General features: G+C 74.0%; 22 protein-coding genes. 7 read left to right on the top strand and 15 right to left on the bottom strand.

Features of this window, described 5'->3' with window-relative positions; translation table 11 throughout:
- Positions 1-74 precede the first annotated feature (74 nt).
- From ACZ6CZ_RS11745 to ACZ6CZ_RS11735, 3 genes are all read right to left on the bottom strand, one after another.
- Positions 75-2,744, bottom strand: coding sequence for a protein kinase (locus ACZ6CZ_RS11745; RefSeq protein WP_469018211.1), 2,670 nt, complete (start codon positions 2,742-2,744; stop codon positions 75-77).
- Between the two features lie 167 nt (positions 2,745-2,911).
- Positions 2,912-5,098 carry a serine/threonine-protein kinase gene (locus ACZ6CZ_RS11740; RefSeq protein ID WP_469018208.1) on the bottom strand — a complete coding sequence of 729 codons (2,187 nt, stop codon included), beginning with the start codon at positions 5,096-5,098 and terminating at the stop codon, positions 2,912-2,914.
- Between the two features lie 471 nt (positions 5,099-5,569).
- A complete protein-coding gene (locus ACZ6CZ_RS11735; RefSeq protein ID WP_469018206.1) occupies positions 5,570-7,276 on the bottom strand; it encodes a glycerol-3-phosphate dehydrogenase/oxidase in 1,707 nt (568 codons plus the stop codon).
- A 297-nt stretch (positions 7,277-7,573) separates the two neighbouring features.
- On the opposite strand from ACZ6CZ_RS11735, the gene ACZ6CZ_RS11730 reads away from it, so the two are divergent.
- Both ACZ6CZ_RS11730 and ACZ6CZ_RS11725 read left to right on the top strand, forming a co-directional pair.
- Positions 7,574-8,782: a nucleotide sugar dehydrogenase gene (locus ACZ6CZ_RS11730; protein WP_469018203.1), complete on the top strand. Its 1,209-nt coding sequence runs from the start codon at positions 7,574-7,576 to the stop codon at positions 8,780-8,782.
- Between the two features lie 206 nt (positions 8,783-8,988).
- Positions 8,989-9,582 (top strand): hypothetical protein, encoded by a 594-nt coding sequence (locus ACZ6CZ_RS11725; RefSeq protein ID WP_469018201.1) that lies wholly within the window; start codon positions 8,989-8,991, stop codon positions 9,580-9,582.
- A 70-nt stretch (positions 9,583-9,652) separates the two neighbouring features.
- On the opposite strand, the gene ACZ6CZ_RS11720 is transcribed toward ACZ6CZ_RS11725, so the two are convergent.
- The 3 genes from ACZ6CZ_RS11720 to ACZ6CZ_RS11710 form a co-directional block, all read right to left on the bottom strand.
- Positions 9,653-10,777 carry a GuaB3 family IMP dehydrogenase-related protein gene (locus ACZ6CZ_RS11720; RefSeq protein WP_469018199.1) on the bottom strand — a complete coding sequence of 375 codons (1,125 nt, stop codon included), beginning with the start codon at positions 10,775-10,777 and terminating at the stop codon, positions 9,653-9,655.
- 305 nt (positions 10,778-11,082) lie between these two features.
- Positions 11,083-11,670, bottom strand: a complete 588-nt coding sequence (locus ACZ6CZ_RS11715) for a sigma-70 family RNA polymerase sigma factor (protein WP_469018197.1) — start codon at positions 11,668-11,670, stop codon at positions 11,083-11,085.
- A gap of 365 nt (positions 11,671-12,035) precedes the next feature.
- The gene (locus ACZ6CZ_RS11710) at positions 12,036-12,647 is read right to left on the bottom strand and encodes a response regulator transcription factor (protein WP_003948568.1); all 612 of its coding nucleotides are present in this window, start codon (positions 12,645-12,647) and stop codon (positions 12,036-12,038) included.
- 381 nt (positions 12,648-13,028) lie between these two features.
- On the opposite strand from ACZ6CZ_RS11710, the gene ACZ6CZ_RS11705 reads away from it, so the two are divergent.
- Complete coding sequence (locus tag ACZ6CZ_RS11705; RefSeq protein ID WP_469018194.1) at positions 13,029-13,358, top strand: WhiB family transcriptional regulator; 330 nt, start codon at positions 13,029-13,031, stop codon at positions 13,356-13,358.
- A 141-nt stretch (positions 13,359-13,499) separates the two neighbouring features.
- Here the strand turns inward: ACZ6CZ_RS11705 and ACZ6CZ_RS11700 are convergent, their stop codons facing one another.
- On the bottom strand, positions 13,500-14,399 hold the full coding sequence (locus ACZ6CZ_RS11700; protein WP_469018191.1) for a LysR family transcriptional regulator: 900 nt from the start codon (positions 14,397-14,399) through the stop codon (positions 13,500-13,502).
- Positions 14,400-14,491: 92 nt separating this feature from the next.
- Between ACZ6CZ_RS11700 and ACZ6CZ_RS11695 the strand changes: the two genes are divergently transcribed.
- The 3 genes from ACZ6CZ_RS11695 (at position 14,492) to ACZ6CZ_RS11685 (ending at position 16,813) form a co-directional block, all read left to right on the top strand.
- On the top strand, positions 14,492-15,160 hold the full coding sequence (locus ACZ6CZ_RS11695; RefSeq protein ID WP_469018189.1) for an MOSC domain-containing protein: 669 nt from the start codon (positions 14,492-14,494) through the stop codon (positions 15,158-15,160).
- A 96-nt stretch (positions 15,161-15,256) separates the two neighbouring features.
- Positions 15,257-16,030 (top strand): SDR family NAD(P)-dependent oxidoreductase, encoded by a 774-nt coding sequence (locus tag ACZ6CZ_RS11690; protein WP_469018186.1) that lies wholly within the window; start codon positions 15,257-15,259, stop codon positions 16,028-16,030.
- A gap of 84 nt (positions 16,031-16,114) precedes the next feature.
- Positions 16,115-16,813, top strand: coding sequence for an ester cyclase (locus ACZ6CZ_RS11685; RefSeq protein WP_469018183.1), 699 nt, complete (start codon positions 16,115-16,117; stop codon positions 16,811-16,813).
- Between the two features lie 189 nt (positions 16,814-17,002).
- Here the strand turns inward: ACZ6CZ_RS11685 and groL are convergent, their stop codons facing one another.
- From groL to ACZ6CZ_RS11665, 4 genes are all read right to left on the bottom strand, one after another.
- Positions 17,003-18,631: a chaperonin GroEL gene (groL, locus tag ACZ6CZ_RS11680; protein ID WP_469018181.1), complete on the bottom strand. Its 1,629-nt coding sequence runs from the start codon at positions 18,629-18,631 to the stop codon at positions 17,003-17,005.
- A gap of 117 nt (positions 18,632-18,748) precedes the next feature.
- Positions 18,749-19,057: a co-chaperone GroES gene (gene groES, locus ACZ6CZ_RS11675; protein ID WP_004955293.1), complete on the bottom strand. Its 309-nt coding sequence runs from the start codon at positions 19,055-19,057 to the stop codon at positions 18,749-18,751.
- A gap of 247 nt (positions 19,058-19,304) precedes the next feature.
- Positions 19,305-20,090 (bottom strand): polysaccharide deacetylase family protein, encoded by a 786-nt coding sequence (locus ACZ6CZ_RS11670; RefSeq protein ID WP_469019081.1) that lies wholly within the window; start codon positions 20,088-20,090, stop codon positions 19,305-19,307.
- 77 nt (positions 20,091-20,167) lie between these two features.
- Positions 20,168-21,094 (bottom strand): polysaccharide deacetylase family protein, encoded by a 927-nt coding sequence (locus ACZ6CZ_RS11665; RefSeq protein ID WP_469018178.1) that lies wholly within the window; start codon positions 21,092-21,094, stop codon positions 20,168-20,170.
- 90 nt (positions 21,095-21,184) lie between these two features.
- Between ACZ6CZ_RS11665 and ACZ6CZ_RS11660 the strand changes: the two genes are divergently transcribed.
- Positions 21,185-22,390: a class I SAM-dependent methyltransferase gene (locus ACZ6CZ_RS11660; protein ID WP_469018172.1), complete on the top strand. Its 1,206-nt coding sequence runs from the start codon at positions 21,185-21,187 to the stop codon at positions 22,388-22,390.
- Between the two features lie 55 nt (positions 22,391-22,445).
- Here the strand turns inward: ACZ6CZ_RS11660 and ACZ6CZ_RS11655 are convergent, their stop codons facing one another.
- From ACZ6CZ_RS11655 to ACZ6CZ_RS11640, 4 genes are all read right to left on the bottom strand, one after another.
- On the bottom strand, positions 22,446-23,789 hold the full coding sequence (locus ACZ6CZ_RS11655) for an RNA polymerase sigma factor (protein ID WP_469018169.1): 1,344 nt from the start codon (positions 23,787-23,789) through the stop codon (positions 22,446-22,448).
- Positions 23,790-23,870: 81 nt separating this feature from the next.
- Positions 23,871-24,227: a YciI family protein gene (locus ACZ6CZ_RS11650; protein ID WP_469018167.1), complete on the bottom strand. Its 357-nt coding sequence runs from the start codon at positions 24,225-24,227 to the stop codon at positions 23,871-23,873.
- A gap of 170 nt (positions 24,228-24,397) precedes the next feature.
- Positions 24,398-25,750: a glycoside hydrolase family 10 protein gene (locus tag ACZ6CZ_RS11645; protein ID WP_469019078.1), complete on the bottom strand. Its 1,353-nt coding sequence runs from the start codon at positions 25,748-25,750 to the stop codon at positions 24,398-24,400.
- 198 nt (positions 25,751-25,948) lie between these two features.
- On the bottom strand, positions 25,949-26,980 hold the full coding sequence (locus ACZ6CZ_RS11640; RefSeq protein WP_469018164.1) for a LacI family DNA-binding transcriptional regulator: 1,032 nt from the start codon (positions 26,978-26,980) through the stop codon (positions 25,949-25,951).
- Positions 26,981-26,989 lie beyond the last annotated feature (9 nt).

Here is a 26,989-nt window from a genome sequence, read left to right as displayed (position 1 = left end):
GGCGGGGTGGCACGGAGACCGCACTGTGACGGTTGTCGCTTCCACCGGGATACGGGAACCGGACGGCCGGTGACTCAGCCGGTGAACCGGTAGGTGGCCGAGGCCTGTTCGTAGAGCCGGGTCACCTCGTCGCGCTGCGCCTCGGGGCCGCGCACCTGGACGATGTGGTAGCGGCCGTCGAGGAGGACGGCGAGGTTGCGGACGTACAGGTCGCGCCCCTGGCCGTCGGTCCAGGTGAACTGCCCCTCGGCCATGGTCCGTCCGCCCACCTCGATGGTCCGCAGCCCGGTGGCGGTGGCCCAGCTGGAGTCGCGGTAGGGGCGCAGTTCACGCTCCTTGTCCCGCTGGTAGACCATGGGGTCGCTGCCGAACGCCGCCGCGCTGTCCCGGCCGGGTACGACGATCAGCTCGAAGCTGCCCTTGGCGTAGACGACTTGCCCGCTGCCGTTCCTGGGCGTGCGGCCGAAGCCCTCGGCGACGGCGACCTGGAAGCCGTTCGGGTCCGAGCGCAGGGTGAATCCGTCGGCCACGGCCGGGTCGCCGGTGGTCTGGGTCTCGGTGGAGGGGGCCGACGCGGACGGTGTGCCCTGCGGCGTGCCGGACGGGCTCGGCTCCCGCGAGGGCTCACCGCCCCGGTCGCCGCCCGCGGAGGGTGCCGGGCTGAAGTTCCCGGCCGATCCCGCCCGGTCGTCGCCCGTCGCGCCGTCGCCGCCGGCCTTGGGCATGAACAGCATGGCGTAGGCGACCGCCCCGGCCAGCAGGAGCAGGACGAGCAGCAGCAGCGTACGACCCAGACCGCGGGCGGACCTGACCTCCTCCCGACCGCGCTTGTGCCGGCCGTGCGGATGGGTCGCGGGCAGCCGGGCGCGCCGCCTGCGCACCAGTTCGCCGCGCCGCCGCACGATCGGCAGCCGTCCCGGGTCGACGGGCGGCGCGGGCACGACGTGCGCACCGGCGTCCGGCTCGGGCGCGGACCGCACCAGCGACCGCAGCCAGCCGCTCAGTTCCTCGAAGTCGAGGCGCTCGGTGGGGTCCTGACGCAGCAGCGACTCCACGACCGGTCGCAGCGGGCCGCACTCCTCGGCGAAGGCGGGCGGCTCGGCGCACACCAGCTGCACCAGCTCGGCCGTCGACTCCTCCGGGTAGGGCGCGTGCCCCTGGACGGCGCGGAACAGCAGCGCGCCCAGCGCCCACAGGTCGGTGGCGGGTCCGATCGGCGCGGCCAGCTGCCAGTTCTCGTGCACGGGGCCGGCCTGTTCCGGAGCCCAGCGCTCGGTCACCGGGCCCACCACGGTCATCCGCACCTGCCGGGCCCGTTCGGCGGCGAGCGCCGTCGTCGGGCCGCGCCGCGCGGGCGTTCCGGCGGCCGGGTCGTCCCAGCGGGCCGGGGCCGGGCTCGCGGCGGGGGTGAGCCCGGCGCCGGGGGCGTGTGCCGGGGCGCTCGCGGGGCCGGCCGGGGGCAGGGCGGCGCGCGGGGCGGCGCCCTCCGCCACCGGGGCGGGGTTCGCGGAGCGCGGCGCGGCGCCGTGCCAGGGCGAGCCGTGCACGCCGTAGGGGTCGGCTATCTGCCCGGGCGGCGAGCCGGCGGTCCGCCGCCGGCCCTGCCCGGGCTGGTACGGGCCCGGGTCGGGGCCGTCGGTCTCGGGGAACGACCCGGCGAGGGCGGCGGGCGGGTCCGCCCACTGCCCCGCGTCCTGCCGCGCCCCCTGCTGCGGACCGCGCTGCTGGTCCTGCCGCGGCCCCGGTCCGGGCCCGTACGGCGTCCCGTCGGTGCCGTCGGCGGCCGGGCCGGCGCCGGGCAGCGCGGCGCGCCCGTTCTGCTGGGCTCCCTGCACCCGGGCCGCGGCACGGGCGCCCGCACGGTACGCGGCGATGGCCCCGGCCCGCGCGGCGCGGATGTCGTCGCCGGCCTCCAGGGCCCGCGGGGCCGGTGTCCCGGGCGCCGGGTCCGGCTCCGGCAGCCCACCGGCCACCCGCGCCTGGATCGCGGCCCGCCGGGCGGCCTCGGGGTCGGCGTCAGCGGGGCCCGGCGCGCCCCGGACGGTCCCCGGGTCACCCGGCGCGTCGCCATGCGCCGCGGGGCCGCCGGCGGACCGGTCGGGGCCGGGGGGCTCGTCCTCGTCCTGGGCGGGCACCGGGTCGTACCCGCACAGCGCCTCCTCCGCCGCCCCGACCGCGAGGCCGGTGAGCATCACCCGGCCGTCGTCGCAGACGAGGACCGTGCGGGCGGTGATGTTGCGGTGGACCCAGCCGTGGGCGTGCAGCACCCGCAGCGCCATGAGCACGTCGGAGGCGACCTCGGCCGCCCGGTACGGCGACAGCGGCTGCTCGGTCAGCAGCGCGGACAGCGGCCGCGCGGCCACCAGCTCGCTGACGATCCACAGCGAACCGCCCTCGGCGAACACGTCGAAGACCTGGTCGAGCCGCGGGTGATCGGGGACGCGGGCCGCCGCCTGCGCGGCCTCCACCGCCCGCCGCACCGCCGGATCGGCGGGCCGGCGCGTGGCCGTCCGCGCCGCCGGGGTGCGCCGCGCGCCGCCCGCACGGGCGGTGAAACCGTCGGGCAGCCCATCGGCGTCCAGCACCTCCGCCTCGACGACCTCCGGCAACGGCACCTGCCGGACCAGCACTTCCTGCCCGCTGTAGGTGTCGAACGCCCGGGTGTCGGTGAGTTCGTACTCGTCGGAGGGCGGCAGCGGCAGGCGGTAGCGGTCGGCGAGCACCCGGCCCGCGTAGTCGTCCACTGTGCCTCCCCCGGCCACCCGGCTGGTCGAATCCGTTCCCGTCACGGCTCGTTGCGTCACCACGGCTGGATGCGTACGGTCCGCGACCACTCACGATACGTGCCGGAGGCAACCCGCAAAGAGAGCTTGACGGATTCCCGTGTTCGAACAGCGGGCGGCGCCCCGGCTCACGACTTCGGCTTGAACGACTTCGTGAGGGTCCGCCAGGTGTCCGTACGCAGCGCGCCGTGCCACCGCGCGGCCTGCGCGGTGTACATCAGCGCGTAGCCCTGGTGGCTGTTCACCACGAAGCCCCGGTCGATGGTCCGGTAGCCGGTGCCGCCGTCGACGTAGGTGAACTCCCAGTCGGCCGCGTTCCAGCCGCGGTAGCCCACCTTCTCGATGCGGATGCGCTTGTACTGGGAGCGCACCATGTAGTGCTCCTGGTTCTGCCAGTCCGCCACCGGGTCGTTCTTGGGCTTGCTGGTCCAGGCGATGAGCAGCTTCTGCCCCTCGGGGCCGGTGTAACGGTCGCCGGAGACCCCCGTGGACTGGAACTTCCAGCCCTTGGGCAGCCCGATCGAGTAGCCCTGGGTGCCCCGGTGGGTGGACTGCGCGGGCGCGCTGCCGCCGGACCGCTTCGAGCCGTCGGAGGACCCGGACCCGGCGCTGCCGGACGCGCTCGCGCTGGGCGTGCGGGCCGGTGCGGAGGCGGAACTGCCGGTCGAGCCGGACGGCGCGGTGGAACCGTCCGTGCGGGCCGAGCTGCCGGTGTCCTTCTTGGGGGAGGCGCTCGCGCTCGCCGCCGGCCCGCCCCCGCCGCCGCTCCTGTCGTCCTTGCCGGCGCTGTCGTCCCCGCCGAGGGTGAGGGCCAGGATCGTGCCGAGCACGGCGAGCGCCACCACCACGGCGATGATCACCAGCGTCCGCTTCGGCACCACGTCGGTGAGCGGGGCTCTCGGCACCGTCCGCGTCGGTATGTCCGGCGGCGGCACCACGGGCCAGCCGGAACTCGCCCGGCCCGAACCCACGCTGCCTGAACCCACACTGCTCGACCCCACGCTGTCCGAAGCCGTGCCGCCCGAACCCGCGCTGCCCGGACCCGTCACCCCCGGGCCCGGCCGGGCGGAGCCGGTCTTCGGCGCCGCACCGGAGGCCGGGCCCGCGGCCGGGACGGAGGGCGGGGCCGGGGGCGGCGGCACCGGGGACCGGCCCTGGGCCCCGACGGCGCCCGCGAGCGCGCCACCGGCACCGGCCGCGGCAGCGCCCCGGGAGGCGGCATCCGCCGACCGGGCGGCCGTGCCCGCGGCGCCACCGCCCTTGGTCCGGTTCGCCGCCGCCGAGCCGGCCACCTCGGCCACCTTGCGCAGCGCGCCGCGCAGCTTCTCCGCGGCCTCCTCGCCCCGCTTGGCCCCGGCACCGGCACCGGTACCGGCGTCGCGGCCGCCGCCCCGGCCGTCGGGCTGCGCCGGCAGGGGCACCACCCGGGTGGCGTCCAGCGGCTCGGCCGCGGGCGCGTGCAGCACCCGGTTGAGCAGGGCCCGGGCGCCCGCGTCGTCGAGCCGGTCGGCCGGGTCCTTGTTGAGCAGGCCGTAGATGACGTCCCTGAGCGGGCCCGCGTTCTTGGGCTCCTCCAGCGGTTCGGTCATCACCGCGGTGAGCGTGGCGATGGCCGAGCCCCGGTCGTAGGGCGGGGTGCCCTCGACCGCCGCGTACAGCAGCCCGCCGAGGGACCACAGGTCGGCCGCCGGGCCGGGCTTGTGGCCGCGCGCCCGCTCGGGCGAGATGTAGGAGGGGGCGCCGACGAGCATGCCGGTGGAGGTGATGGACGGATCGCCCTCGACCTGGGCGATGCCGAAGTCGGTGAGAACCACCCGCCCGTCCTCGGCGATGAGCACGTTGGACGGCTTCACGTCACGGTGCAGGATGCCCTCGCGGTGCGCGGAGCGCAGCACGTCGAGGATGGCCAGCCCGACCTCGGCGGCGCGCCTCGGCTCCAGCAGGCCGTCCTCGCGGATGACCTCGGCGAGGGACTTGCCCTCGACCAGTTCCATGACGATCCACGGCCGGTCGTCCTCCTCGACCACGTCGAAGACCGTCACCGCGCTGTTGTTGCGGATGCGGGCGATCGCCTTGGCCTCGCGCAGGGTGCGCGTGATCAGGCGCCGTTTCTCGTCCTCGTCGATGTTCGACGGGAACCGCAACTCCTTGACGGCGACCGTCCGGCCGAGGGTTTCGTCCTCGGCGCGCCACACCGTGCCCATACCGCCGCGTCCGAGCACTTCTCCCAGCCGGTACCGCCCGGCGAGAAGACGCTCGCTCTTGTCCTGACGAGTCTCCTGACGAGATGTCCCCGCCCGCTCCGCCTCCGACATGCGTCCCCTCATGCAACCCGCCCTGACAGAGCCTTCATTGTCCCTCACCCGACAAGTGGCCCACGCCCAGGGTGCCCGTGGCCGCACGCCGGGGCCCGCGCACCGCGCACGCGGTGCCGGCCGCCGGTCGCGCACCCGGTGAACCGGCCGTCGCGCGCACCGGGTTGACGGGCACGGGACGGAAAGAGCGCGCGTCCCGACGCTTCGGACCCTCCTGTCCATACCGGTGCCGCCGAAGCCGTTGTCACGCTTCGTCAGCACCGGTTCTGCTCAACCACACCAGCGGATTCGCCGACTCCGCCCCGGTCACCCGGGGCGTCGTCCCCCTGACCGTCCCTCAGGCGTACACATGGCACTCGCCCTCCCTCCGGGGCCGCCGCGGCAGCTGCGCGCCGAGCCCGTCAGGTACCTCCTTCCCTGGATCGCGCTCCGCACTGCCCCCACCGCGCGGCCGGTGCGTCCGGGACGCCGTCACAGGGGTGCGATGTCCGGCGCCCCCAGCCGTGCCGCGTCCGCCGTCAGGTCGTCGGGCTGGCGCTGGGACTCCCGCTCGGCCTCCACCCGCTTCTCGTAGTGCTCGACCTCGCGTTCGACCTGGTCCGCGTCCCAGCCGAGGACGGGCGCCATCAGCTCGGCGGCCTCCCGGGCGCTGCGGGTGCCCCGGTCGAAGGTCTCTATGGAGATGCGGGTGCGGCGGGTGAGGACGTCGTCGAGGTGCCGGGCGCCCTCGTGCGAGGCGGCGTAGACGACCTCGGCGCGCAGGTAGTCGTCGGCCGCGGCCAGCGGCTCGCCGAGCGCCGGGTCGGCGGCGATGAGGGCGAGGACCTCCTCGGCCATGGAGCCGTACCGGTTCAGCAGGTGTTCGACGCGGACCACGTGCAGTCCGGTGCGGGCGGCCGTCCGGGCCCGGGCGTTCCACATCGCCCGGTAGCCCTCCGCGCCGAGCAGCGGGGTGTCCTCGGTGACGCAGTCCGCGACGCGGGTGTCGAAGCCGTGCACCGCCTCGTCCACGGCGTCCTTGGCCATCACCCGGTACGTCGTGTACTTGCCGCCCGCCACGACCACCAGGCCCGGCACCGGGTGCGCGACGGTGTGCTCGCGCGACAGCTTGCTGGTGGCGTCGGACTCGCCGGCCAGCAGCGGCCGCAGCCCGGCGTACACGCCCTCCACGTCGTCGCGGGTCAGCGGCACCGAGAGCACCGAGTTGACGTGCTCCAGCAGGTAGTCGATGTCCGCGCTGGAGGCGGCCGGGTGGGCCTTGTCGAGGTCCCAGTCGGTGTCGGTGGTGCCGATGATCCAGTGCCTGCCCCAGGGGATGACGAACAGGACGGACTTCTCGGTGCGCAGGATCAGGCCGGTGGCGGAGTGGATGCGGTCCTTGGGCACGACCAGGTGGATGCCCTTGGAGGCGCGGACGTGGAACTGCCCGCGCTCCCCCACCATGCCCTGGGTGTCGTCGGTCCACACGCCGGTGGCGTTGACGACCTGCCGCGCCCGGATCTCGTACTCCCCGCCGCCCTCCACGTCCCGCACCCGGGCCCCGACGACGCGTTCGCCCTCGCGCAGGAACCCGGTCACCCGGGCGCCGTTGGCGGCCCTGGCGCCGTAGGACACCGCCGTGCGCACCAGGGTGGTCACGAAGCGGGCGTCGTCCATCTGGGCGTCGTAGTACTGCAGCGCGCCGACCAGGGCGTCCTTGCGCAGCGCCGGGGCGACCCGCAGGGCGTGGGAGCGGGTGAGGTGGCGGTGCCCGGGCAGGCCCCGGCCGTGCCCGCGGGCCATCGACATGGCGTCGTAGAGCGCGACGCCCGACCCGGCGTACAGGCGCTCCCAGCCCTTGTGCCGCAACGGGTAGAGGAACGGCACGGGTTTGACCAGGTGCGGGGCCAGGCGCTCCAGCAGCAGTCCGCGTTCCTTCAGCGCCTCCCGTACGAGGGCGAAGTCGAGCATCTCCAGGTACCGCAGGCCGCCATGGATGAGCTTGCTGGATCTGCTGGACGTGCCGGACGCCCAGTCGCGGGCCTCCACCAGGCCGGTGGACAGGCCGCGGGTGACCGCGTCCAGCGCGGTGCCGGCGCCGACCACCCCGGCGCCGACCACCAGGATGTCCAGTTCGCGCTCCGCCATCGCCGCCAGTGCCTCGGCGCGCTGCGCCGGCCCCAGAGTCGCTGTCCTCACCGCTGCCTCCCGCTCTCCCGCCATCGGTCGCGGCCGCACCCGGTGGGCGAAGCCCGGTTCGATCTCCTCCTGCCCAAAGTCTGACCGTGATGCCCGACTTCAGCCACCACGCGCTCCCCGCCTGTGGACAACGGGCGGGTGACCGGCGAAAAAGGGGCCGAAGACAGCCCAAGACACATGAACACAATCCCGCATAACGGTCATATTTACTCCTAGTCTGACATTGCGCTGGCCCTTCCTGTCCACAGGGCTTGCGCACCTGTCCCGCTTCGGCTACTGGGAAGGACGGCCTACGCCATGCCCGCAGACCTCGCCGTCATCGGACTCGGTCCCTACGGCCTGCCCCTGGCCCAGGCCGCGGTCGCCGCCGGCATCGCCACCCTCGGGTATGCGACCGGGCCGGAGGCGAGTTCCCTCAGCCCCGCCGAGCTGCGCCGGATGTTCGCGGCGGGCTTCCGGCCGGCCACCGACCCCGCCCAGCTCGGCCGGGTCCGCACCGCCGTGATCTGCGCGCCCACCCCGCGCGGCACCGACGGCGCCATCGACCTGAGCCAGGTCGGGGCGGCCGCCCGCACCCTCGCCGAGCGGCTGCGCCCGCACACCACGGTGATCCTGGAGTCGCCCGTGCACCCGGGCACCACCGAGGAGTTCCTGCGCCCCCTGCTGGAGAAGGGCTCGGGGCTGCGCGCGGGCCGCGACTTCCACCTCGCCTACTCGCCGAGCCGGATCGACCCCGGCAACCGCGACTTCACCCCGGCCAACACCCCCAAGGTGATCGGCGGGCTCACCCCGGCCTGCACCGAGTCGGCCGCCGCCTTCTACGGACGGCTGACCGACAAGGTGGTGCGCGCCCGCGGCTTGCGCGAGGCGGAGACCGTGCAGCTGCTGGAGACCAACTACCGGCAGGTCAACATCGCGCTGGTGAACGAGATGGCCGTGCTCTGCCACGACCTCGGGGTCGACCTGTGGGACGTCATCCGCTGCGCGGAGACCAAGCCGTTCGGCTTCCAGGCCTTCCGGCCCGGCCCGGGCGTCGGCGGCCACGGCCTCGCCCAGGAGCTGACCGGCCAGGGGGGCCGCACGCTGCGCATGGTGGAACTGGCCCAGCAGGTCAACCACCGCATGCCCCGGTACGTCGTCCAGCGCGCCGCCGCCCTGCTCAACGAGCACGGCAAGTCGGCCCGCGGTGCGCGCGTGCTGCTGCTCGGCGTGACCTACAAGGCCGACCTCGCCGACCAGCAGGGCACGCCCGCCCAGGAGATCGCGGTGCGGCTGATGGGACTGGGCGCCTCGGTGAGCTACCACGACCCGCACGTGGCTTCCTGGAGCGTCCTGGACCGCCCCGTGCCCCGCGCGGACTCCCTCTACGAGGCCGCCGCCGACGCCGACCTGACGATCCTGCTCCAGCAGCACCGCACCTACGACCTCCAGGGCCTCTCGGTGAAGGCCCAGCTGCTGCTGGACACCCGTGGAGCGACGCCGACGGGGGCCGCGCACCGGCTGTGAGCGCCCGCCTGGCAGCGGGCCCGCCCGGGGGACGTACAGGGGCGCCGCGGTGCGGCCGGGGCCGCCGCGGGGCCGGTCACGAACGGAAAACAGCCGGGGGGATCGTCGGTCCCGGCTGTTAGTCTCCCCCGGACTCGCCGCACACGTGTGCGTGCACGTCGTCCGTTTCGTCATCCAGTTGTGCACAGCACGGGGGGATTTCTGTCATGAGCCAGTCAGCGCCGCCACCATCGCAGCCTCAGCCGCAGTCGGGTCCGGTCGACGGCAACCCGTACGCCCAGCAGCCGCCCGCCGACGTGCCCGGACAGGCCCCGGCGCCCGGACAGGCCCCGGCGCCCGGCGTGCCGTACCCGCAGCCCGGCGCCTTCGCCGCGCCGCCGGCGCCGCCCGCCCCGGCCCGCGGCAACCTGGCTCTCGGCCTGCTCGCCGCCGTCGCCGCCGCGCTGGTCACCGCGAGCCTCTACGGCGTGATCATCGGCACCACCAAGCACGAGATCGGCTGGGCGGCCGTCGGCGTCGGCTTCCTCATCGGCATCGCGGCGGGCAAGGCGGGCGGCCGCAACCCGGCTCTGTGGATCACCGGTGTCCTGCTGGCCCTGGGGGCGGTCTACCTCGGTCAGCTGGTCGGCGAGGCGATGATCATCGCGGACACCGTCCACGTGAACTTCTCCGAGGTGTTCTTCGACCACTTCGACGTGGTCCAGGAGGCCTGGAAGGAAGAGGCCGACCCGCTCACCTTCCTCTTCTTCGGCATCGCCGGGTACGCCGCGTTCTCCAGCGCGCAGAAGGCCGCCCGGTAGCGCGTCGGCGCCCCGCACGGAGAAGGGCCCGGCCACCGCGACGGTGGCCGGGCCCTTCCGCGTCGGCGGGTCAGCGCCGGTGCTGGCTGTCCGCGACCGTCACCTCGACCCGCTGGAACTCCTTCAGCTCGCTGTAGCCGGTGGTGGCCATGGCGCGGCGCAGGGCGCCGAAGAAGTTCATCGAGCCGTCGGGGGTGTGGGACGGGCCGGTGAGGATCTCCTCGATGGTGCCGACGGTGCCGAGGTCCACCTTCTGGCCCCGCGGCAGCTCCTCGTTGACGGCCTCCATGCCCCAGTGGTGGCCCCTGCCGGGCCCGTCGGTCGCTCGCGCGAGCGGGGAGCCCATCATCACCGAGTCGGCGCCGCAGGCGATGGCCTTGGCCAGGTCGCCGGACCAGCCGACGCCGCCGTCGGCGATCACGTGCACGTACCGGCCGCCGGACTCGTCCATGTAGTCCCGGCGGGCCGCCGCCACGTCGGCCACGGCCGTGGCCATCGGGACCTGGATGCCGAGCACGTTGCGCGTGGTGTGCGCGGCGCCGCCGCCGAAGCCGACCAGGACGCCGGCCGCGCCGGTGCGCATCAGGTGCAGCGCCGCCGTGTAGGTCGCGCAGCCGCCGACGATCACCGGGACGTCCAGCTCGTAGATGAACTGCTTGAGGTTCAGCGGCTCGTGCGAGGACGACACGTGCTCCGCCGACACCGTCGTACCGCGGATGACGAAGATGTCCACGCCCGCGTCCACGACCGCCTTGGAGAACTGCGCGGTGCGCTGCGGGGAGAGCGCGGCCGCCGTGACCACGCCCGAGTCGCGCACCTCCTTGATGCGCGCGCCGATCAGCTCCTCCTTGACGGGGGCCGCGTAGATCTCCTGGAGGCGGCGGGTGGCCGCCTCGGCGGGCAGCTCGGCGATCTCGTCGAGCAGCGGCTGCGGGTCCTCGTGGCGCGTCCACAGGCCCTCGAGGTTCAGCACCCCCAGGCCGCCCAGCTCGCCGATGCGGATCGCGGTGGCCGGGGAGACGACCGAGTCCATGGGGGCCGCCAGGAAGGGCAGCTCGAAGCGGTAGGCGTCGATCTGCCAGGCGATCGAGACCTCCTTCGGGTCTCGCGTACGGCGGCTGGGGACGACGGCGATGTCGTCGAAGGCGTACGCCCGGCGGCCGCGCTTGCCGCGCCCGATCTCGATCTCAGTCACGTCTGTGGCCTTTCGTGATGCGTTCAGCGTCTTCCAGTATCCCCGACGGCCGCGGCGCCGGGCCCGGCACGGTGGGCCCGGAGCGGGCCCGCGGTCCCGGAGCCGCCCGGCGGTGCGTGTCCGGCGCGCGCGTGCGTCACGTCCTGGCGCCGCGGTCCGGCCTCTCGACCGGCATCCGGATGTCTCGCGGCCCGTGATCCGGATGTCTCGCGGCGCCTGCAGGGTCGCCGCCCAGCGTGGCCGTATGCGTCACCGGGCCTGCCGCCCGCGGTCACCGGTCGCCCGGGGGAACCGGCCGGCCGGGGTCACTGCTCGGCGAGCGCCCGCAGCCTGCTCAGCGCCCGGTGCTGGGCCACACGCACGGCGCCGGGTGACATGCCGAGCATCTGGCCGGTCTCCTCGGCGGTCAGGCCCACGGCGATCCGCAGCAGGAGCAGCTCGCGCTGGTTCTCCGGCAGGTTGGCCAGCAGCTTCTTGGCCCACTCGGCGTCGCTGCTGAGCAGGGCGCGCTCCTCGGGGCCCAGGGAGTCGTCCGGTCGCTCCGGCATCTCGTCCGAGGGGACGGCGGTGGAGCCGGGGTGGCGCATCGCGGCGCGCTGGAGGTCGGCGACCTTGTGCGAGGCGATGGCGAAGACGAACGCCTCGAAGGGGCGTCCGGTGTCGCGGTAGCGCGGCAGGGCGAGCAGGACCGCGACGCAGACCTCCTGCGCGAGGTCCTCGACGAAGTGGCGCGCGTCGCCCGGGAGCCGCGACAGCCGGGTGCGGCAGTAGCGCAGGGCCAGCGGGTGGACATGGGCGAGCAGGTCGTGCGTGGCCTGCTCGTCCCCGTCGACGGCGCGGTGCACGAGCGCGCCGATCGCCCCGGGGGCCGTGCCCGCATCGTCGTCGCGCATCGGTCCATCGTGCACTGCGGCCGTCCGGTCCGTCGCATCGCGACCGTGGTTGTGCACCGAAGCGTTATGAGCAGGTGCGCCGGCACTCATCTCCTGCGCCCTCCCCTTCCGCTCGACCGACTCGTCCCCGAGAGACTCCACACCTCAAGGATGCGGCATCCGCGGCGAAACGAGCAGCGGGCGTCCGGCGGGTCGCCTTGCGGACGGCACCGGAACCCTGCTCGACACGGGCGGAACGTGCTTCGACGGTACGGCACCGCGCCCGGGGCGCGCGGGCGCACCCGCGCTCCGCCGAGGCCGCGCACCCCCGCCCGCCTGCGGGTGGACCGGACGGCAGGGGTCCGTCCGCACCCGCCGCGGCACTCCTACCGGACCAGGCCCCACCGGAAGCCGAGCGCCACCGCGTGGGCCCGGTCCGAGGCGCCGAGCTTCTTGAACAGACGCCGGGCGTGAGTCTTGACGGTGTCCTCGGACAGGAACAGCTCACGGCCGATCTCGGCGTTGGAGCGGCCGTGGCTCATGCCCTCCAGCACCTGGATCTCACGCGCCGTGAGCGTGGGCGCCGCGCCCATCTCGGCCGAGCGCAGCCGGCGCGGGGCCAGCCGCCAGGTCGGGTCGGCGAGGGCCTGCGTGACCGTGGCGCGCAGTTCCGCGCGTGAGGCGTCCTTGTGCAGGTAGCCCCGGGCACCGGCGGCGACCGCGAGGGCCACGCCGTCCAGGTCCTCGGCGACGGTGAGCATGATGATGCGCGCGCCCGGGTCGGCGGACAGCAGCCGGCGCACGGTCTCGACGCCGCCCAGACCGGGCATGCGCACGTCCATCAGGATCAGGTCGGATCGGTCGGCGCCCCAGCGGCGGAGGACTTCCTCGCCGTTGGCCGCCGTCGTCACGCGCTCGACACCGGGCACGGTCGCGACCGCGCGGCGGAGCGCCTCTCGGGCAAGCGGGGAGTCGTCGCAGACGAGGACGGATGTCATGACCGCCCTCCGCAGCTGATGCGCGTCACCTTGAGCCTCCAGGCTGGTACGGAATCGTCACCTGTGCGGTCGACCGTCTCGGACGCCTGCCCGAGCGCTTCTGTTCTCAACCGCCTCCGCACTCTCAACGACGGTCACTCGAAAGAGTTACGGGCCCGCACGCTGACTTCGGCACTCTACGTGAGGGGACCGACACGGTGCAGACATGCCCGGCGGACCCTCAACTTTTCATCACAAGCCATGCCCCATTTAGACCTTTTTGTTCCCCTTTCGCAGTGTCTGGAGCTAGATTCGCAATGAGTCATATTTTCATCTCCTTAGACCGGACTTTTACGGTCATCGCCACAGTATCCGCCCAGAACGGCTACAAGGGGTCATGCAATGGCAGATTTCTCCCGCCTTCCCGGACCGAACGCGGACTTGTGGGACTGGCAGCTGCTGGCTGCCTGCCGCGGGGTGGACAGCTCGCTCTTCTTCCACCCCGAGGGCGAGCGCGGGGCGGCTCGGAGTGCTCGTGAGAACTCGGCCAAGGAGGTCTGCATGCGGTGCCCGGTCCGCGCGCAGTGCGCGGCACACGCGCTGGCGGTGCGCGAGCCGTACGGCGTGTGGGGCGGCCTCACCGAGGACGAGCGCGAGGAACTGATGGGGCGGGCGCGCAACCGGCTGGTCACGGCCTCGCCGGCCGGCGCGGACGGCGCGTCGGACACCTGACACCTGAAGGAACGTTTCTGCACCATTCGGCCCCGTCCGGATCGTGATCCAGGCCGTCATCCGGGCCGTCGTCCGGACCGCCGCCCCGGCTGTCGTCCGGACCGCCCTCCGGGCCGGGCACGCGCGTGCGTGCCGCGCGGCTCACGGCCGCCGGGCCGCCCGGGCCAACTGCTCCAGCGTCGCCGCCACCGCCGGGACCTGCGCGAGGTCCGGCAGCGTCAGGGCGACGATCTCCCGCCGCACCGCCGGCTCCAGCGCGACCGTGCGCACGCCCCTGGGGCGCACCGACTCCACCGCCAGCTGGGGCAGGACGGCCACCCCCAGACCGGCGCCGACCAGTCCCACGACGGCCGGATAGTCGTCGGTGGCGAAGTCGATGCGGGGCGTGAAGCCGGCGCTCTCGCACACCTGCACGAGCTGGCCACGGCAGCGCGGGCAGCCCGCGATCCACGGCTCCCCGGCCAGCTCCCCGATGGCGACCGACCCCGCGCGCGCGAGGCGGTGCCGTTCGGGCACGAGGCCGACCAGACGGTCCGTCAGCAGCGGCCGCACGACCAGGTCGTCCCACTCCTCCGCGGCCGCCGCGCCCACGTAGCGGAAGGCCAGGGCCACGTCGCAGTCGCCCTCGCGCAGCAGCTCGACCGAGGCCGGGGGCTCGGCCTCCTCCAGGGAGACCCGGGTGCCGGGATGGGCGGCGCGCAGGGCGGCGAGGGCGGTGGGGACCAGGGTGGAGCTGCCACTGGGGAAGGAGACCAGGCGGACCCGGCCCGCGCGCAGGCCGGCGATGGCGGCGACCTCCTCCTCGGCCGCGGTGAGCCCGGCGAGGATGCCGGAGGCGTGCCGCACCAGGGCCTCGCCGGCCTGGGTCAGCCGCATCTCGCGCCCGCTGCGCACCAGCAGCGGGGTGCCTACCGAGGCTTCCAGGGCCTTCATCTGCTGGCTGACGGCGGGCTGGGTGCAGCCCAGCTCGCGCCCCGCCGCCGAGAAGGACCCGGTGGTGGCGACGGCGCGCAGGACACGGAGATGACGGGCCTCGATCACACGTCGAGGATACGTCCGGCCATAAGCCCTGCTTGGACGCACCCCGGGAAAATGCGTCGACGCTTTGGGGTGGGCCCTCGTACCGTGCGCCCATGATGATTCTCTCGCTCAATGTGGGCCGCCCGCGCCCGGTGCCGTACACGGGGCAGCCGGAGGGGCTGACCGGCATCGACAAGCGGCCGGTGGACGGGCCGGTGCGGGTGGCGGCGCCCGGGCCGAAGGGGTACGGGGGCAGCGGGCTGGCCGGGGACGCGGTGTGCGAGAAGCGCCACCACGGCGGCGACGACCAGGCGGTGTACGCGTTCGCGCGGGAGGACCTGGACGGCTGGGAGCGGGAGCTGGGGCGGACGCTGCCCAGCGGGTGCTTCGGCGAGAACCTGACGACCCGGGGCCTGGACGTGTCGGGGGCGCTGATCGGCGAGCGCTGGCGGATCGGTTCCGGGGTGGTGCTGGAGGTGACCTGCGGGCGCATCCCGTGCCGCACGTTCCAGGGCCACCTGGGCGAACAGGGCTGGGTGAAGAGATTCACCCGGAAGGGTGCGCCGGGGGCGTACCTGCGGGTGATCGAGCCGGGTGAGATACGCGCGGGCGACCCGGTGGAGATCGTGCACCGCCCGGACCACGACGTGACGGTCGCGCTGCAGTTCCGCGCGTCCACCACCGAGCGCGAGCTGCTGCCCCGGCTGCTGGCGGCCGGTACGGCGCTGCACCCGGAGTCGCTGCGCGATGCCCGCGAGTACGCCGCCGGCCCGGTCTCCTGAGGGGCCGTCGGGCGGCCGGGCGCACCGCGGCCGCGCCGGGCGGACGGCCCGCCGCGCGGCGCGGGCGCCACCGGTGCGGGTCACTACCCTTGCGGCATGACAACGGCTCTGATTACGGGATCGACCGCGGGCATCGGCGCCGCGTTCGCACGGCGGCTGGCTGCTGACGGGCATGACCTGGTCCTGGTGGCCCGGGACACCAAGCGGCTGCGCGAGCAGGCCACCGAGCTGCACGACCGGCACGGCATCGAGGCGGAGGTGCTGACCGCCGACCTGGCGACGGACGACGGCATCGAGACGGTCGCCGCCCGCCTCGCCGACCGCAGGAACGCCGTCGACCTGCTGATCAACAACGCCGGCTTCGGCAACAAGGGCCGCTACCTCGACGTGTCGATGGCCGACGAGCTGCGGATGCTCAAGGTGCACTGCGAGGCCGTGCTGCGGCTGACCTCGGCGGCGGCCGGGTCGATGCGGGAGCGCGGGCGCGGCGGAGTCGTCAACGTGGCCTCGGTGGCGGCCTTCGTCCCGCGCGGCACCTACGGCGCGTCCAAGGCGTGGGTCGTGCAGTTCACCCAGGGCGCGGCGAAGGACCTCGCGGGCAGCGGGGTGCGGCTGATGGCGCTGTGCCCCGGCTTCGTGCGCACGGAGTTCCACGAGCGGGCCGGGATGGGCACGGACAACATCCCGAAGTGGATGTGGCTGGACGCGGACAAGCTGGTGGCCGCGGCGCTGGCCGACCTGGCGCGCGGCAGGACGCTGTCCGTCCCCGACCCGCGCTACAAGGCGCTGATGGGACTGGTGAAGGTGACCCCGCGCGCGCTGCTGGGCGGGGTCAGCTCCCGCACCGGGCGCAAGTACGGGCCGCAGTAGGCCGTGCGCGCGGGGGGTGGCGCCGCCGTTCCGGTGCGAGACTGGCCGTAGAGGACCGGGCCAGGGGGGCCGGAGGGCGGCGCCATGACGTTCGTACAGCTCATCGACTGCAGGACCAGCCGGCTGGACGAGATGAACCGGCTCATCGACGACTGGGTCGCGCAGACCAAGGGGAAGCGGACGGCGACGCACGCGGTGGTCGCCACGGACCGCTCCGACACCTCGCACGTCATCGAGGTGGTGGAGTTCCCGTCGTACGAGGACGCGATGCGGAACTCGAACCTGCCGGAGACCGACCGGATCTTCCAGGGGATGGTCGCCCTCTGCGAGGAGCTGCCCACGTTCACCGACCTGGACGTGGTGCGCGACGAGCCGCTGGGCACGGAGGCCGCGCGGCGGTTCTTCGACACCGTCGCGGTCGCGGGTGAACTGCCGCCGCTGACCGACGTCCTCGCCTCGCGCTACCACCATCACGACCCGGCGAACGAGCGGGACGTCACCGGCCGGGACGCGATGCGCCGGGAGGTGGAGAGCTGGCGCGCCGCCTTCGACTTCCTCTTCACCGTGGACGACCAGATCGCCCAGGGCGACCGGGTGTGCACCCGGTGGAGCTGGACGGCCGTGCACAAGGGCGAGTTCATGGGGCTGCCGAACACCGGGCGGCAGGTCCGGATGACCGGTACGACGATCTTCCGGATCGACCGGGACGGCAAGATCGCCGAGGGCTGGTGGCAGTACGACCGGCTGGGGCTGATGGCGCAGCTGGGCGCACGGGATACCTGACCACCGCCCGGTCCGGGGACCCCGGTCGCAGACTCCTGGGGTACCCGGTTCAGGACCCGCGAGGGGCGAAGCCCCCGTTCCCGGCAGCGGGAACGGGGGCTTCTGTCAGCGGGCGGGCCTCAGGCGGACGGGCCCCGCGGGGCGGTCCGCCGGGCGCTAGCCCGGTGAGCGTGCCGGTGGGCGCATGCCTCAGTGGGAGTGGCCGTGGCTGTGGCCGTGACCGGCCTCGGCCGGCTCCTCTTCCTTCTTCTCGACGACCAGGGTCTCGGTCGTGAGCAGCAGGGAGGCGATGGAGGCGGCGTTCTCCAGGGCGGAGCGGGTGACCTTGACCGGGTCGATGACGCCGGCCTTGACCAGGTCGCCGTACTCGCCGGTGGCGGCGTTGAAGCCCTGGCCCTTGTCCAGCTCGGCCACCTTGGCGGTGATGACGTAGCCCTCGAGGCCCGCGTTCTCGGCGATCCAGCGCAGCGGCTCGACGACGGCGCGGCGCACGACGGCGACGCCGGTGGCCTCGTCGCCGGTCTTGCCCAGGCCGCCCTCCAGCACCTTGGCGGCGTGGACCAGAGCGGAACCGCCACCGGAGACGATGCCCTCCTCGACCGCGGCGCGGGTCGCGGAGATGGCGTCCTCCAGACGGTGCTTCTTCTCCTTCAGCTCCACCTCGGTGGCGGCGCCGACCTTGATCACGCACACGCCGCCGGCCAGCTTCGCGAGGCGCTCCTGGAGCTTCTCGCGGTCCCAGTCGGAGTCGGTGTTCTCGATCTCGGCCTTGATCTGGGCGACGCGGCCCGTGACGTCGGCGGAGTCGCCGGCACCGTCGACGACGGTGGTGTCGTCCTTGGTGACGGTGACGCGGCGGGCGGAGCCCAGCACGTCCAGGCCGACCTGGTCGATCTTGAGGCCGACCTCCTCGGAGATGACCGTGGCGCCGGTGAGGACCGCCAGGTCCTGCAGCATCGCCTTGCGGCGGTCGCCGAAGCCGGGGGCCTTCACCGCGACGGCGTTGAAGGTGCCGCGGATCTTGTTGACGACGAGGGTGGAGAGCGCCTCGCCCTCGACGTCCTCGGCGATGATCAGCAGCGGCTTGGAGGCGTTGGCCTGGATGACCTTCTCCAGCAGCGGCAGGAGGTCCGCGATCGCGGAGATCTTGCCCTGGTGGATGAGGATGTACGGGTCGTCGAGGACGGCCTCCATACGCTCCTGGTCCGTCACGAAGTACGGCGACAGGTAGCCCTTGTCGAAGGCCATGCCCTCGGTGAAGTCCAGCTCCAGACCGAAGGTGTTGGACTCCTCGACGGTGATGACACCGTCCTTGCCGACCTTGTCCATCGCCTCGGCGATCAGCTCGCCGACCTGGCTGTCCTGGGCGGACAGACCGGCGACGGCCGCGATGTCGGACTTCTCGTCGATCGGGCGGGCCGAGGCCAGCAGGTCGTCGGAGATGGCCTTGACCGCGGCGTCGATGCCCTTCTTCAGGGCGGCCGGGGAGGCACCGGCGGCGACGTTCTTCAGGCCCTCGCGGACCAGCGCCTGGGCGAGCACGGTGGCGGTGGTCGTACCGTCGCCCGCGATGTCGTTGGTCTTGGTCGCCACCTCCTTCACCAGCTGCGCGCCGAGGTTCTCGTACGGGTCCTCGATCTCCACCTCACGGGCGATGGTGACGCCGTCGTTGGTGATGGTCGGGGCACCGAACTTCTTGTCGATGACGACGTTGCGGCCCTTGGGGCCGATCGTCACCTTCACCGTGTCGGCCAGCTTGTTGACGCCGCGCTCGAGGGCGCGACGGGCGTCCTCGTCGAACTTCAGGATCTTCGCCATGACAGCGGGAGCCCTCTCGAATGTCTGGGGTGAAAGAAAAAACTGCGCCCCGGGCGCCCGGCTTCTTCTAGGTCGGGGGCCAGGGGCGCAGTCACGAGCGGAGTGCTCGAGGTGGTACTACTTCTCGATGATCGCGAGCACGTCGCGAGCCGAGAGGACGAGGTACTCGTCGCCGTTGTACTTCACCTCGGTGCCGCCGTACTTGCTGTACAGAACGACGTCGCCGACCTTGACGTCGAGCGGCAGGCGCTCGCCGTTCTCGAATCGGCCCGGGCCCACGGCGAGGACGGCGCCCTCCTGGGGCTTCTCCTTCGCAGTGTCCGGAATGACCAGGCCAGAGGCCGTGGTCTGCTCGGCGTCGAGCGGCTGGACCACAATGCGGTCCTCGAGCGGCTTGATGGCAACCTTGGAGCTGGCGGTCGTCACGATCCGACCTCCCCCTTCGGAGATCTCACGGGGTTAACTGTCTGAGGTGGCGACCAGGTCGATCCGTCGTCGCGGGTGCCGGACCTGCCCGTCGCGTTGTTGGCACTCTCCAGGGGGGAGTGCCAGACCTGAGACTATGACTGCGATTAGCACTCGGTCAAGCGGAGTGCCAGTTGCCGTGCGTCGCGCCGCCTCCGGCGCCCCCTCGGCGCCCGCCCCTGTGACGTCTCGGAGCCCTACCGGCGCCCTAGAGGTAGTCCTCCAGGCGGCCCACCGTCAGGCCCCGCTGCTGGATCCGGCGCAGCAGCCGGGCGGTGCGCTCCCGCAGGGCGGAGCCGTCGTTCTCGCCGGGGCCGACGGCGACGATGTCGCCGGGCCGCAGCCGCGGCGCGCCCCGGGTGTACGCCGGGTCGCCCGCGCCCGCCGACACGCGCCACAGCACGACGGCCGCCACGCCGCAGTCGGCGGCGGCGCGCAGCGTGGTGGTGTCGTACCGGCCGTAGGGCGGCCGGAAGAGGCGGGGGCGGATACCGAAGCGGGATCTGAGCTTGTCCTGCTGGCCGCAGATCTCGGCGCGCTGGCCGGCGTAGGGCAGTCCGGGCAGGGCGGGGTGGTCGAGGGTGTGGTTCTGCAGGTTGGCGCCGACCGCGCGCAGCCGGGCGAAGCGGCCGTAGCCGGGGCCGGCGACGCGGTCGGTGAGGAAGAGGGTGACCGGCAGCCGCAGGTCACGGACCATGTCGACGAACCGGGGGTCCGTCTCGGCGCCGTCGTCGTAGGTGAGGAAGACGACCGGGTCGGAGGTGGCGACGTGGTCGACGACCGGGAGCGGGGCCGCCGGGTCCGCGGTGCGGGGCGCCGGCGGGCGCGCGGCGGGCCGCGGGGCCTCGGCGAGCGGGGCGCTCAGGCCCCAGGCGCGGTAGGAGCGGTCACCGGCCGGGCCGTGCGGCCGTACGCCCTGGGCGGCCTTCTTGCCCAGCCGTTCGATGGGGTCGACCGACTGGGCGCAGCCGCCCAGCAGCAGGGCGGCGAGCAGGAGCGCACAGGTGAGCGGCGAGGCGGCCGGGCTCCGGCGCCGCCCGCGCGCCGGCCGCCGCTGCCGCCCCGGGCGCGTCACAGGTAGTCCTCCAGGCGTGCCACCGCGTAGCCGTCCCGGGTGACCTTGTTCAGGAAGCGGCGGATCATGTCGGGCATGGTGCCCGCCCAGTCCTCGGGGCCGCGGAAGTGGGAGAGCACGATGTCGCCGGGGTGCAGACCGCGGTCGTCGTCGCGGTACTCCCAGTGGTCGACGAAGACCTCCTCGTCCCAGATCGGCGCGTATTTGATGCCGCAGGACTTGGCGGCGCGCAGGGTGTCGCCGTTGTAGTTGCCGTAGGGCGGCCGGAAGACGGCCGGGGCCCGGCCGAACTGCTTCTTCATGATCGCCTGCATGCCGCAGATCTCGTGCTCCTGCTCCTCGTACGACAGCCCCGGCAGATACGGGTGCGTGAGGGTGTGGTTGTTGAGGGTGACCCCCTTGGCCTGCATCCGGCGGAAGAAGCCGTAGTCGTCCTTGACCAGGTAGTCGCTGAGGAAGGCGGTGTACGGGACCTTCAGCTCGCTCATCATGCGCACGAAGGCGGGGTCCTTGTCGGAGCCGTCGTCGATGGTGAGGAACACGACCTTGCGCTTGGTGGGGACGGTGGTGAAGACCGGCGGCAGGTTCTCCTCCTCCTGGCCGTCCACCTCGAAGCCGTCGCGGGGGGTGATGCGCGGCTTCGTCGCCGGCGGGGGCGGCGGGGTCAGCGGCGGCCGCTCCAGGCCCCAGCGCCGGGCGGCGGCGGCCACCGCGGCGCGTTCGGCGGCCAGGCGGGAGGCGGCGGAGTCGCGCGCCCCGGCGGCTCCCTCCGCGCCCGGCCGGCGGCCGGCGGCCGGCCGTACGGCGGTGTCCGCGCCCGGTCCGGCGCACCCGGAGACGACGGCGGCGACGGCGAGTGCGGCGAGCCCACCCCGGATCGCCTGCTGCGCCCTGTTTTTGTCATTTTGTACGACTACTCGCATGGTGCCGGATCCTCGCAGGCCCCGGCCCGCAACCGGCCCCGACACCGCCGCCGGAGGCGCACCGTCCACCGACTGGCCCACAATGAGCCGGTGAACGACCTGCTCCCCTTCCACTCCCTGCTCACCCCCGAGGGCCGCGCCCTCCTCGACGCGGCGCGCGGCACGGCACCGGCCGACGAACTCGCCGTCGCCACCCGGCTGCGCCGCGAGCACCCCGCCGACCTGGTGTCGGCGGCGCTCGGCCAGGCCCGGCTGCGGCAGCGGGCGGCGGCGAAGTTCCCGGCCGAGGACGCGGAGCGGATGTTCTTCACACCCGCCGGGGTCGAGCAGTCGACCCGGACGAGCGTGGCGGCGTACCGGGCGCGGCGGCTGCGGGCGCTGGGGGTGACGTCCGTGGCCGACCTGTGCTGCGGCATCGGCGGCGACGCGATCGCCTTCGCCCGCGAGGGAATCCGGGTGCTCGCCGTGGACCGCGACCCGCTGACGGCGGCGGTGGCCCGGGCCAACGCCGACGCGCTGGGGCTGGCGGAGCTGATCGAGGTGCGGGAGGCGGACGTCACGGAGGTCGCCACCGCCGGGTACGACGCGGTGTTCGCCGACCCGGCCCGGCGGGGCGGCCGCGGCCGCGTCTTCGACCCCGAGGCGTACTCCCCGCCCCTGTCCTGGGCGGTGCGGGCGGCCGCCGCGGCGCCGGTCGCCGCCCTGAAGGTCGCCCCGGGCATCCCGCACGAGGCGGTGCCGGACGCGGCCGAGGCGGAGTGGATCTCGGACGCCGGTGACGTCAAGGAGGCGGTGCTGTGGTTCGGCACCGGCGCGCCGGGCGCCGTCCGCGCCACCCTGCTGCCCGGCCCCCGCTCCCTGCCGGGCCGCGGTCTGCCGGACCCGGGAGTGCGTCCGGTGGGCCGGTACCTGTACGAGCCGGACGGCGCGGTGATCCGCGCCCACCTGGTGGCGGAGGCCGCCGAGGAGGTCGGCGGCGGCCTGCTCGACGCCACGATCGCCTACGTCACCGCGGACACCCTGCGCCCCACGCCCTGGGCGACGCCCTACGAGATCACCGACCACCTCCCCTTCAACGTCAAGAAGCTGAAGGCGCTGCTGCGCGAGCGCGGGGTCGGCACGCTGACGGTGAAGAAGCGCGGTTCGGCGGTGGAGCCGGAGGAACTGCGCCGGAAGGTCAGGCCCCAGGGCCCGAACGCGGCCACGGTGTTCCTGACCCGGGTCGCGGGCGCCCCGGCGATGCTGATCGGCCGTCCGGCCCGCGGGCGGGACGCAACGGCCCCGGGCACGCCTTAGGGCCTGTCGTTTGGATCAGGTCGGCTGAGCGGAACTGCGCTCGTGATCAATACACCTAGCGGCCTGGGGTGCCGCACGCCCGCGCCCGGCGCAGGAGCAGGGCGCGCTCGGGTTCGTTGCGGGTCAGTGCCGCGGCCCGCTCGAACTCCGCGCGGGCCTCGGCCGTGCGGCCCAGGCGGGCCAGGAGGTCGCCGCGGACGCTGGGGAGCAGGTGGTAGTCGCGCAGGGACGGCTCGGCGGCCAGGGCGTCGACGAGCGCGAGCGCCGGGGCCGGGCCCTGGGCCATCGACACGGCGACCGCGCGGTTCAGTTCCACCACGGGCGACGGCGACCGGGCGGCGAGCAGGGCGTACAGCGTGGCGATGGTCCGCCAGTCGGTGTCCTCGTAGGTGTGGGCGTGCGCGTGGCAGGCGGCGATGGCGGCCTGCAGGGCGTACGGGCCGGGCGGGCCTGGAGCGGCGGCGTCGGCCCGGGCCAGGGCCGTGACGCCGCGGGTGATGAGCATGCGGTTCCAGCGGCCGCGGTTCTGGTCCCGCAACAGCACCGGGCTGCCGTCGGGGCCGGTGCGGGCGGCGGCGCGGGAGGCCTGGAACTCCAGCAGCGCGGTCAGGCCGTGGACCTCGGGTTCCCCGGGCATCAGGCCGGAGAGCACCCGGGCCAGCCGCAGGGCGTCCTCGCACAGGGCGGGGCGCAGCCAGTCGTCGCCGGCGGTGGCCGCGTAGCCCTCGTTGAAGATCAGGTAGATGACGTCGAGGACGGAGCCGAGGCGGGCCTCGCGGTCGGGGCCGTACGGCACCTCGAAGGGGACGTTCCGGGTGGCCAGGGTGCGTTTGGCGCGGACGATGCGCTGGGCGACGGTGGGCTCCGGGACCAGGTGGGCCCGGGCGATCTCGGCCGTCGTCAGGCCGCCCACCAGGCGGAGGGTGAGGGCGGTGCGGGCCTCGGCGGACAGCACCGGGTGGCAGGTGGTGAAGATCAGGCGCAGCAGGTCGTCGTCGATGGCGTCGGGGTCGGCCGGTTCCGCGGCCGGGGCGGTGGTGGCCAGGTCGCGGCCGATCTCGGCGAGTTTGCGGGCGTAGGTCTCGCGGCGGCGGACCAGGTCGACGGCGCGGTGGCGGGCGGTGGCCATGAGCCAGGCCCCCGGGTTGTCCGGGACGCCGTCGCGCGGCCACTGCTCCAGCGCCGCGACCAGGGCGTCCTGGGCCAGTTCCTCGGCGATCCCGACGTCCCGGACGACCCGGGCGACGCCGGCGACGACCCGCGGCGACTCGATCCGGAAGACCGTCTCGATGGCGTGCGCGGCCGTACCGGCGGACCGGGCGGCGGCGGTGCCTGCCGGGTCGGCAGGGGCCGCGGGGGCCGGGCGGCCGGGCGGGGCGGCGGCGGGCTGTCGTTCCACAGCCCCCCATGCAACACCGCCCGGCGGCCGCCCGCCAGCGAACGGCCCGCCGGGCGCGGCGGTGCGCCGGTCCGGGCGGCGTCAGCCCTCGGCGATCTCCCGGACCTCGCAGGTCACCGTCCAGAACTCCTCGTGGGCCTGGAGGAACCGCTTGGTCCACTCCAGGGCCTCCGCCTTGTCCTTGCACTGCATGAGCGCGTAGCCGCCGATGACCTCCTTGGACTCGGTGAACGGCCCGTCGGTGACGGAGATCCGGCCGCCCTCCCAGTGCACCCGGGTGCCGTCGGCGGAGGGCGTCAGCCCGGCGGTGTCGAGCATGACGCCGGCCTTGGTGACCTCCTCGATCAGCTCGCCCATCCGCTGCATCAGGGCCTCGCTGGGCCCCTCGGCGGGGGCGGCGGACTCGTCGATCCGCACCAGCGACAGGTAGCGGGGCATGGTGTCTCCTTCGGTCGGGCGCGAGCGCCCGGGGTCGGGACGGCGGGGCTGTTCCCCGCCGCTCACCCGTGCGTCGAACGGAAGACGCCCGGATCGACATCCGCGCCGGAAGAAGTTTTCCCGGCCCGCGGTGGCCCCGGAACCGGCCGCGCCGCCCCGCCCCGCGCCTGTCAGCCCAGCGTCACCGCCGGTACCGGGTTGGTCCCGCTCCACGACCCGTTGAACCCGAAGGTCACCGATCCGCCGCTCGGCACCGAGCCGTTGTACGAGGCGTTGGCGCAGGACACCGCGGCGCCGGTCTGGGTGCAGGTGGCGTTCCAGGCCTGGGTGACGTGCTGGCCGGCGCCGAACGTCCAGTTCGCCTTCCACGACGACAGCGAGCTGCCGGCGCAGGAGATCGTCACCTGCCCGGTGAAGCCGGTGTTCCACTGGCTGGTGACGCTGTAGGCGGCGGTGCAGCCGTCCGTCGGCGGCGGCGGCGGGGTGGTCGTGCTGCCGCCGAGCGCCTCGGCGATGCCGTGGTACGCCGGTTTCGGCGCCAGGCTCTCGTCGTACGGCGTCGCCGCCCCGTAGCCGGAGAAGGTCCCCGGCACCCACGAGTCGGCGTCGGTGAAGCCCCAGACGGTGACGTTGACGCAGCGGGTCACCGCCACGCAGGCGGCCACCACCGACTTGAAGTCCGTGGCCTGCTGGGCCAGCTTCGCACTGTCCGCGGGCAGCGCCATCCGCACGTCCAGCTCGGTGATCGCCACGTCCACGCCGAGGTCGGCGAAGCGCTGGATGTTCTGCTGGAGGGTGGACGGCACCTGGCCGAGGATGAAGTGGGCCTGGAGGCCGACCCCGTCGATCGGCACGCCCTGCTGCTTCAGGCTCTTGACCAGGTTGTACAGGGCGGTCGACTTCGCGTTGACGCCCTCGACGTTGTAGTCGTTGATGTACAGCTTGGCGGCCGGGTCGGCGGCGTGCGCCCAGGTCAGGGCGTTGGCTATGTAGCCGGAGCCGAGCTTGTCGGACCAGAGGTCCGAGCGCAGGGTGCCGTCCTCGTTGAACGCCTCGTTCACCACGTCCCAGGCGGCGATCTTGCCCTTGTAGCGGCTCACCTCGGTGGTGATGTGGTTCTGCAGCAGGGTGCCGAGCTGGGCCGCCGTCCAGTTGCCGTTGGTCAGCCAGCCCGGGTTCTGGTTGTGCCAGACCAGGGTGTGGCCGCGCACCTGCTGGTTGTGCGCCTGGGCGAAGGCGACGATCTGGTCCGCCTCACCCCAGGTGAAGCTGCCCTGGGTGGGCTCGACGGACCCCCACTTCATGGCGTTGTCGGGGGTGAGCGAGCTGAACTGGGTCCCGGCGATGTCGCCGTAGGTGCCGGTCAGCTTGCCCCCGGAGACCGCGCTGCCGATGAGCTTGCCCTTGGCGGTGGCAAGGTCGCGCAGCGGGGTGTCGGCGGCGTGGGCGGTGGTGGCCCCGGCGGTGAGCAGGGCACCGGCCGTGAGGGCGCCGGCGAGCAGCGCGGTCAGGCGCGTGCGCAGGGACCTGCGGGGCGCGGCGGGTGACCGGTGTGCCGTGGGGGGCGGTGGGGGTGTGGCGCGGGGTGCGGTCGTCCTGGAATTTCTGGAGGTTCTCAACGCGGGTGCCTCCGAAAGTTTCGGCCGTATTACCGACTGGCTTCGGAGGAGTGTGGGGCCACGCGCCCCACGCGTCAATACGTCAACCCGTCTTCGCTCCCGTCACCCCGCCGGCCGGGCGGTCGTGCTGCTGCGCACCACCAGGCTCGTCGCCAGCTCCACCCGGGTGGCGACCGGGGAGTCCGGGGCGCGTCCGAGGTCCAGCACCAGCCGGGCCGCCGCCTCCGCCATCTCGGTCAGCGGCTGCCGTACGGTCGTCAGCGGCGGCCCGACCCAGCGGGCCACCGGCAGGTCGTCGAAGCCGACCACGCTCAGGTCCTCCGGGATGCGCAGGCCCAGCTCGCGGGCGGCCTCGTACAGGCCGAGCGCCTGGAGGTCGTTGCCCGCGAAGACGGCGGTGGGCCGGTCCGGGCGGCGCAGCAGCTCCAGGCCCAGCCGGTAGCCGGCGTCGTGGTGGAAGTCGCCGGCCGTGATCAGGGCCGGGTCGACCGGCAGTCCGGCCGTCTCCAGCGCCGCCCGGTAGCCGTCGACCCGCGCCCGGCTGCACATCATCCGGGACGGGCCGCTGATCGCGCCGATCCGGGTGTGGCCCAGTTCGATCAGGTGCCGGGTGGCGGCGAGGCCGCCCTGCCAGTTGGTGGCGCCGATCGAGGGCACGTCCGGGCCCGGGTCGCCGGCCGGGTCCATGACCACGAACGGGATGCCCCGGCTGGTCAGCAGGGCCCGCTGCGACTCGTCCAGCTCCGACAGCACCAGCACCACGCCGTGCGGCCGGCGGGCGGCGACCTGGTCGGCCCAGCTGCGGCCGGGGGTGAGCCGCCCGGCGCTCTCGCTGAGCACCACGCTCATCCCGGCGTCCCGGGCCACGTTCTCCACGCCCCGGATGACCTCCATCGCCCAGGCGCTCTCCAGTTCGTGGAAGACCAGGTCGATCAGGGGCGAGCGGGAGGCCTCGGCGCGCCTGCGCCGGTACCCGTAGGCCCGCAGCAGCTCCTCCACCCGGGTGCGGGTCGCGGGGGCGACGTCGGCACGGCCGTTGAGCACCTTCGAAACAGTCGGAGCGGACACGCCTGCCTCACGGGCGATTTCGGCGAGCGTCGCCGTCTGCGTTTCTGGGAGCTTCGGAGACTTCATGTCCGCGAT

This window comes from Streptomyces sp. NPDC041135, from assembly GCF_055592085.1.
Note: the sequence above shows the minus strand (reverse complement) of the source record. Positions and strands in the feature narration are given on the sequence as shown.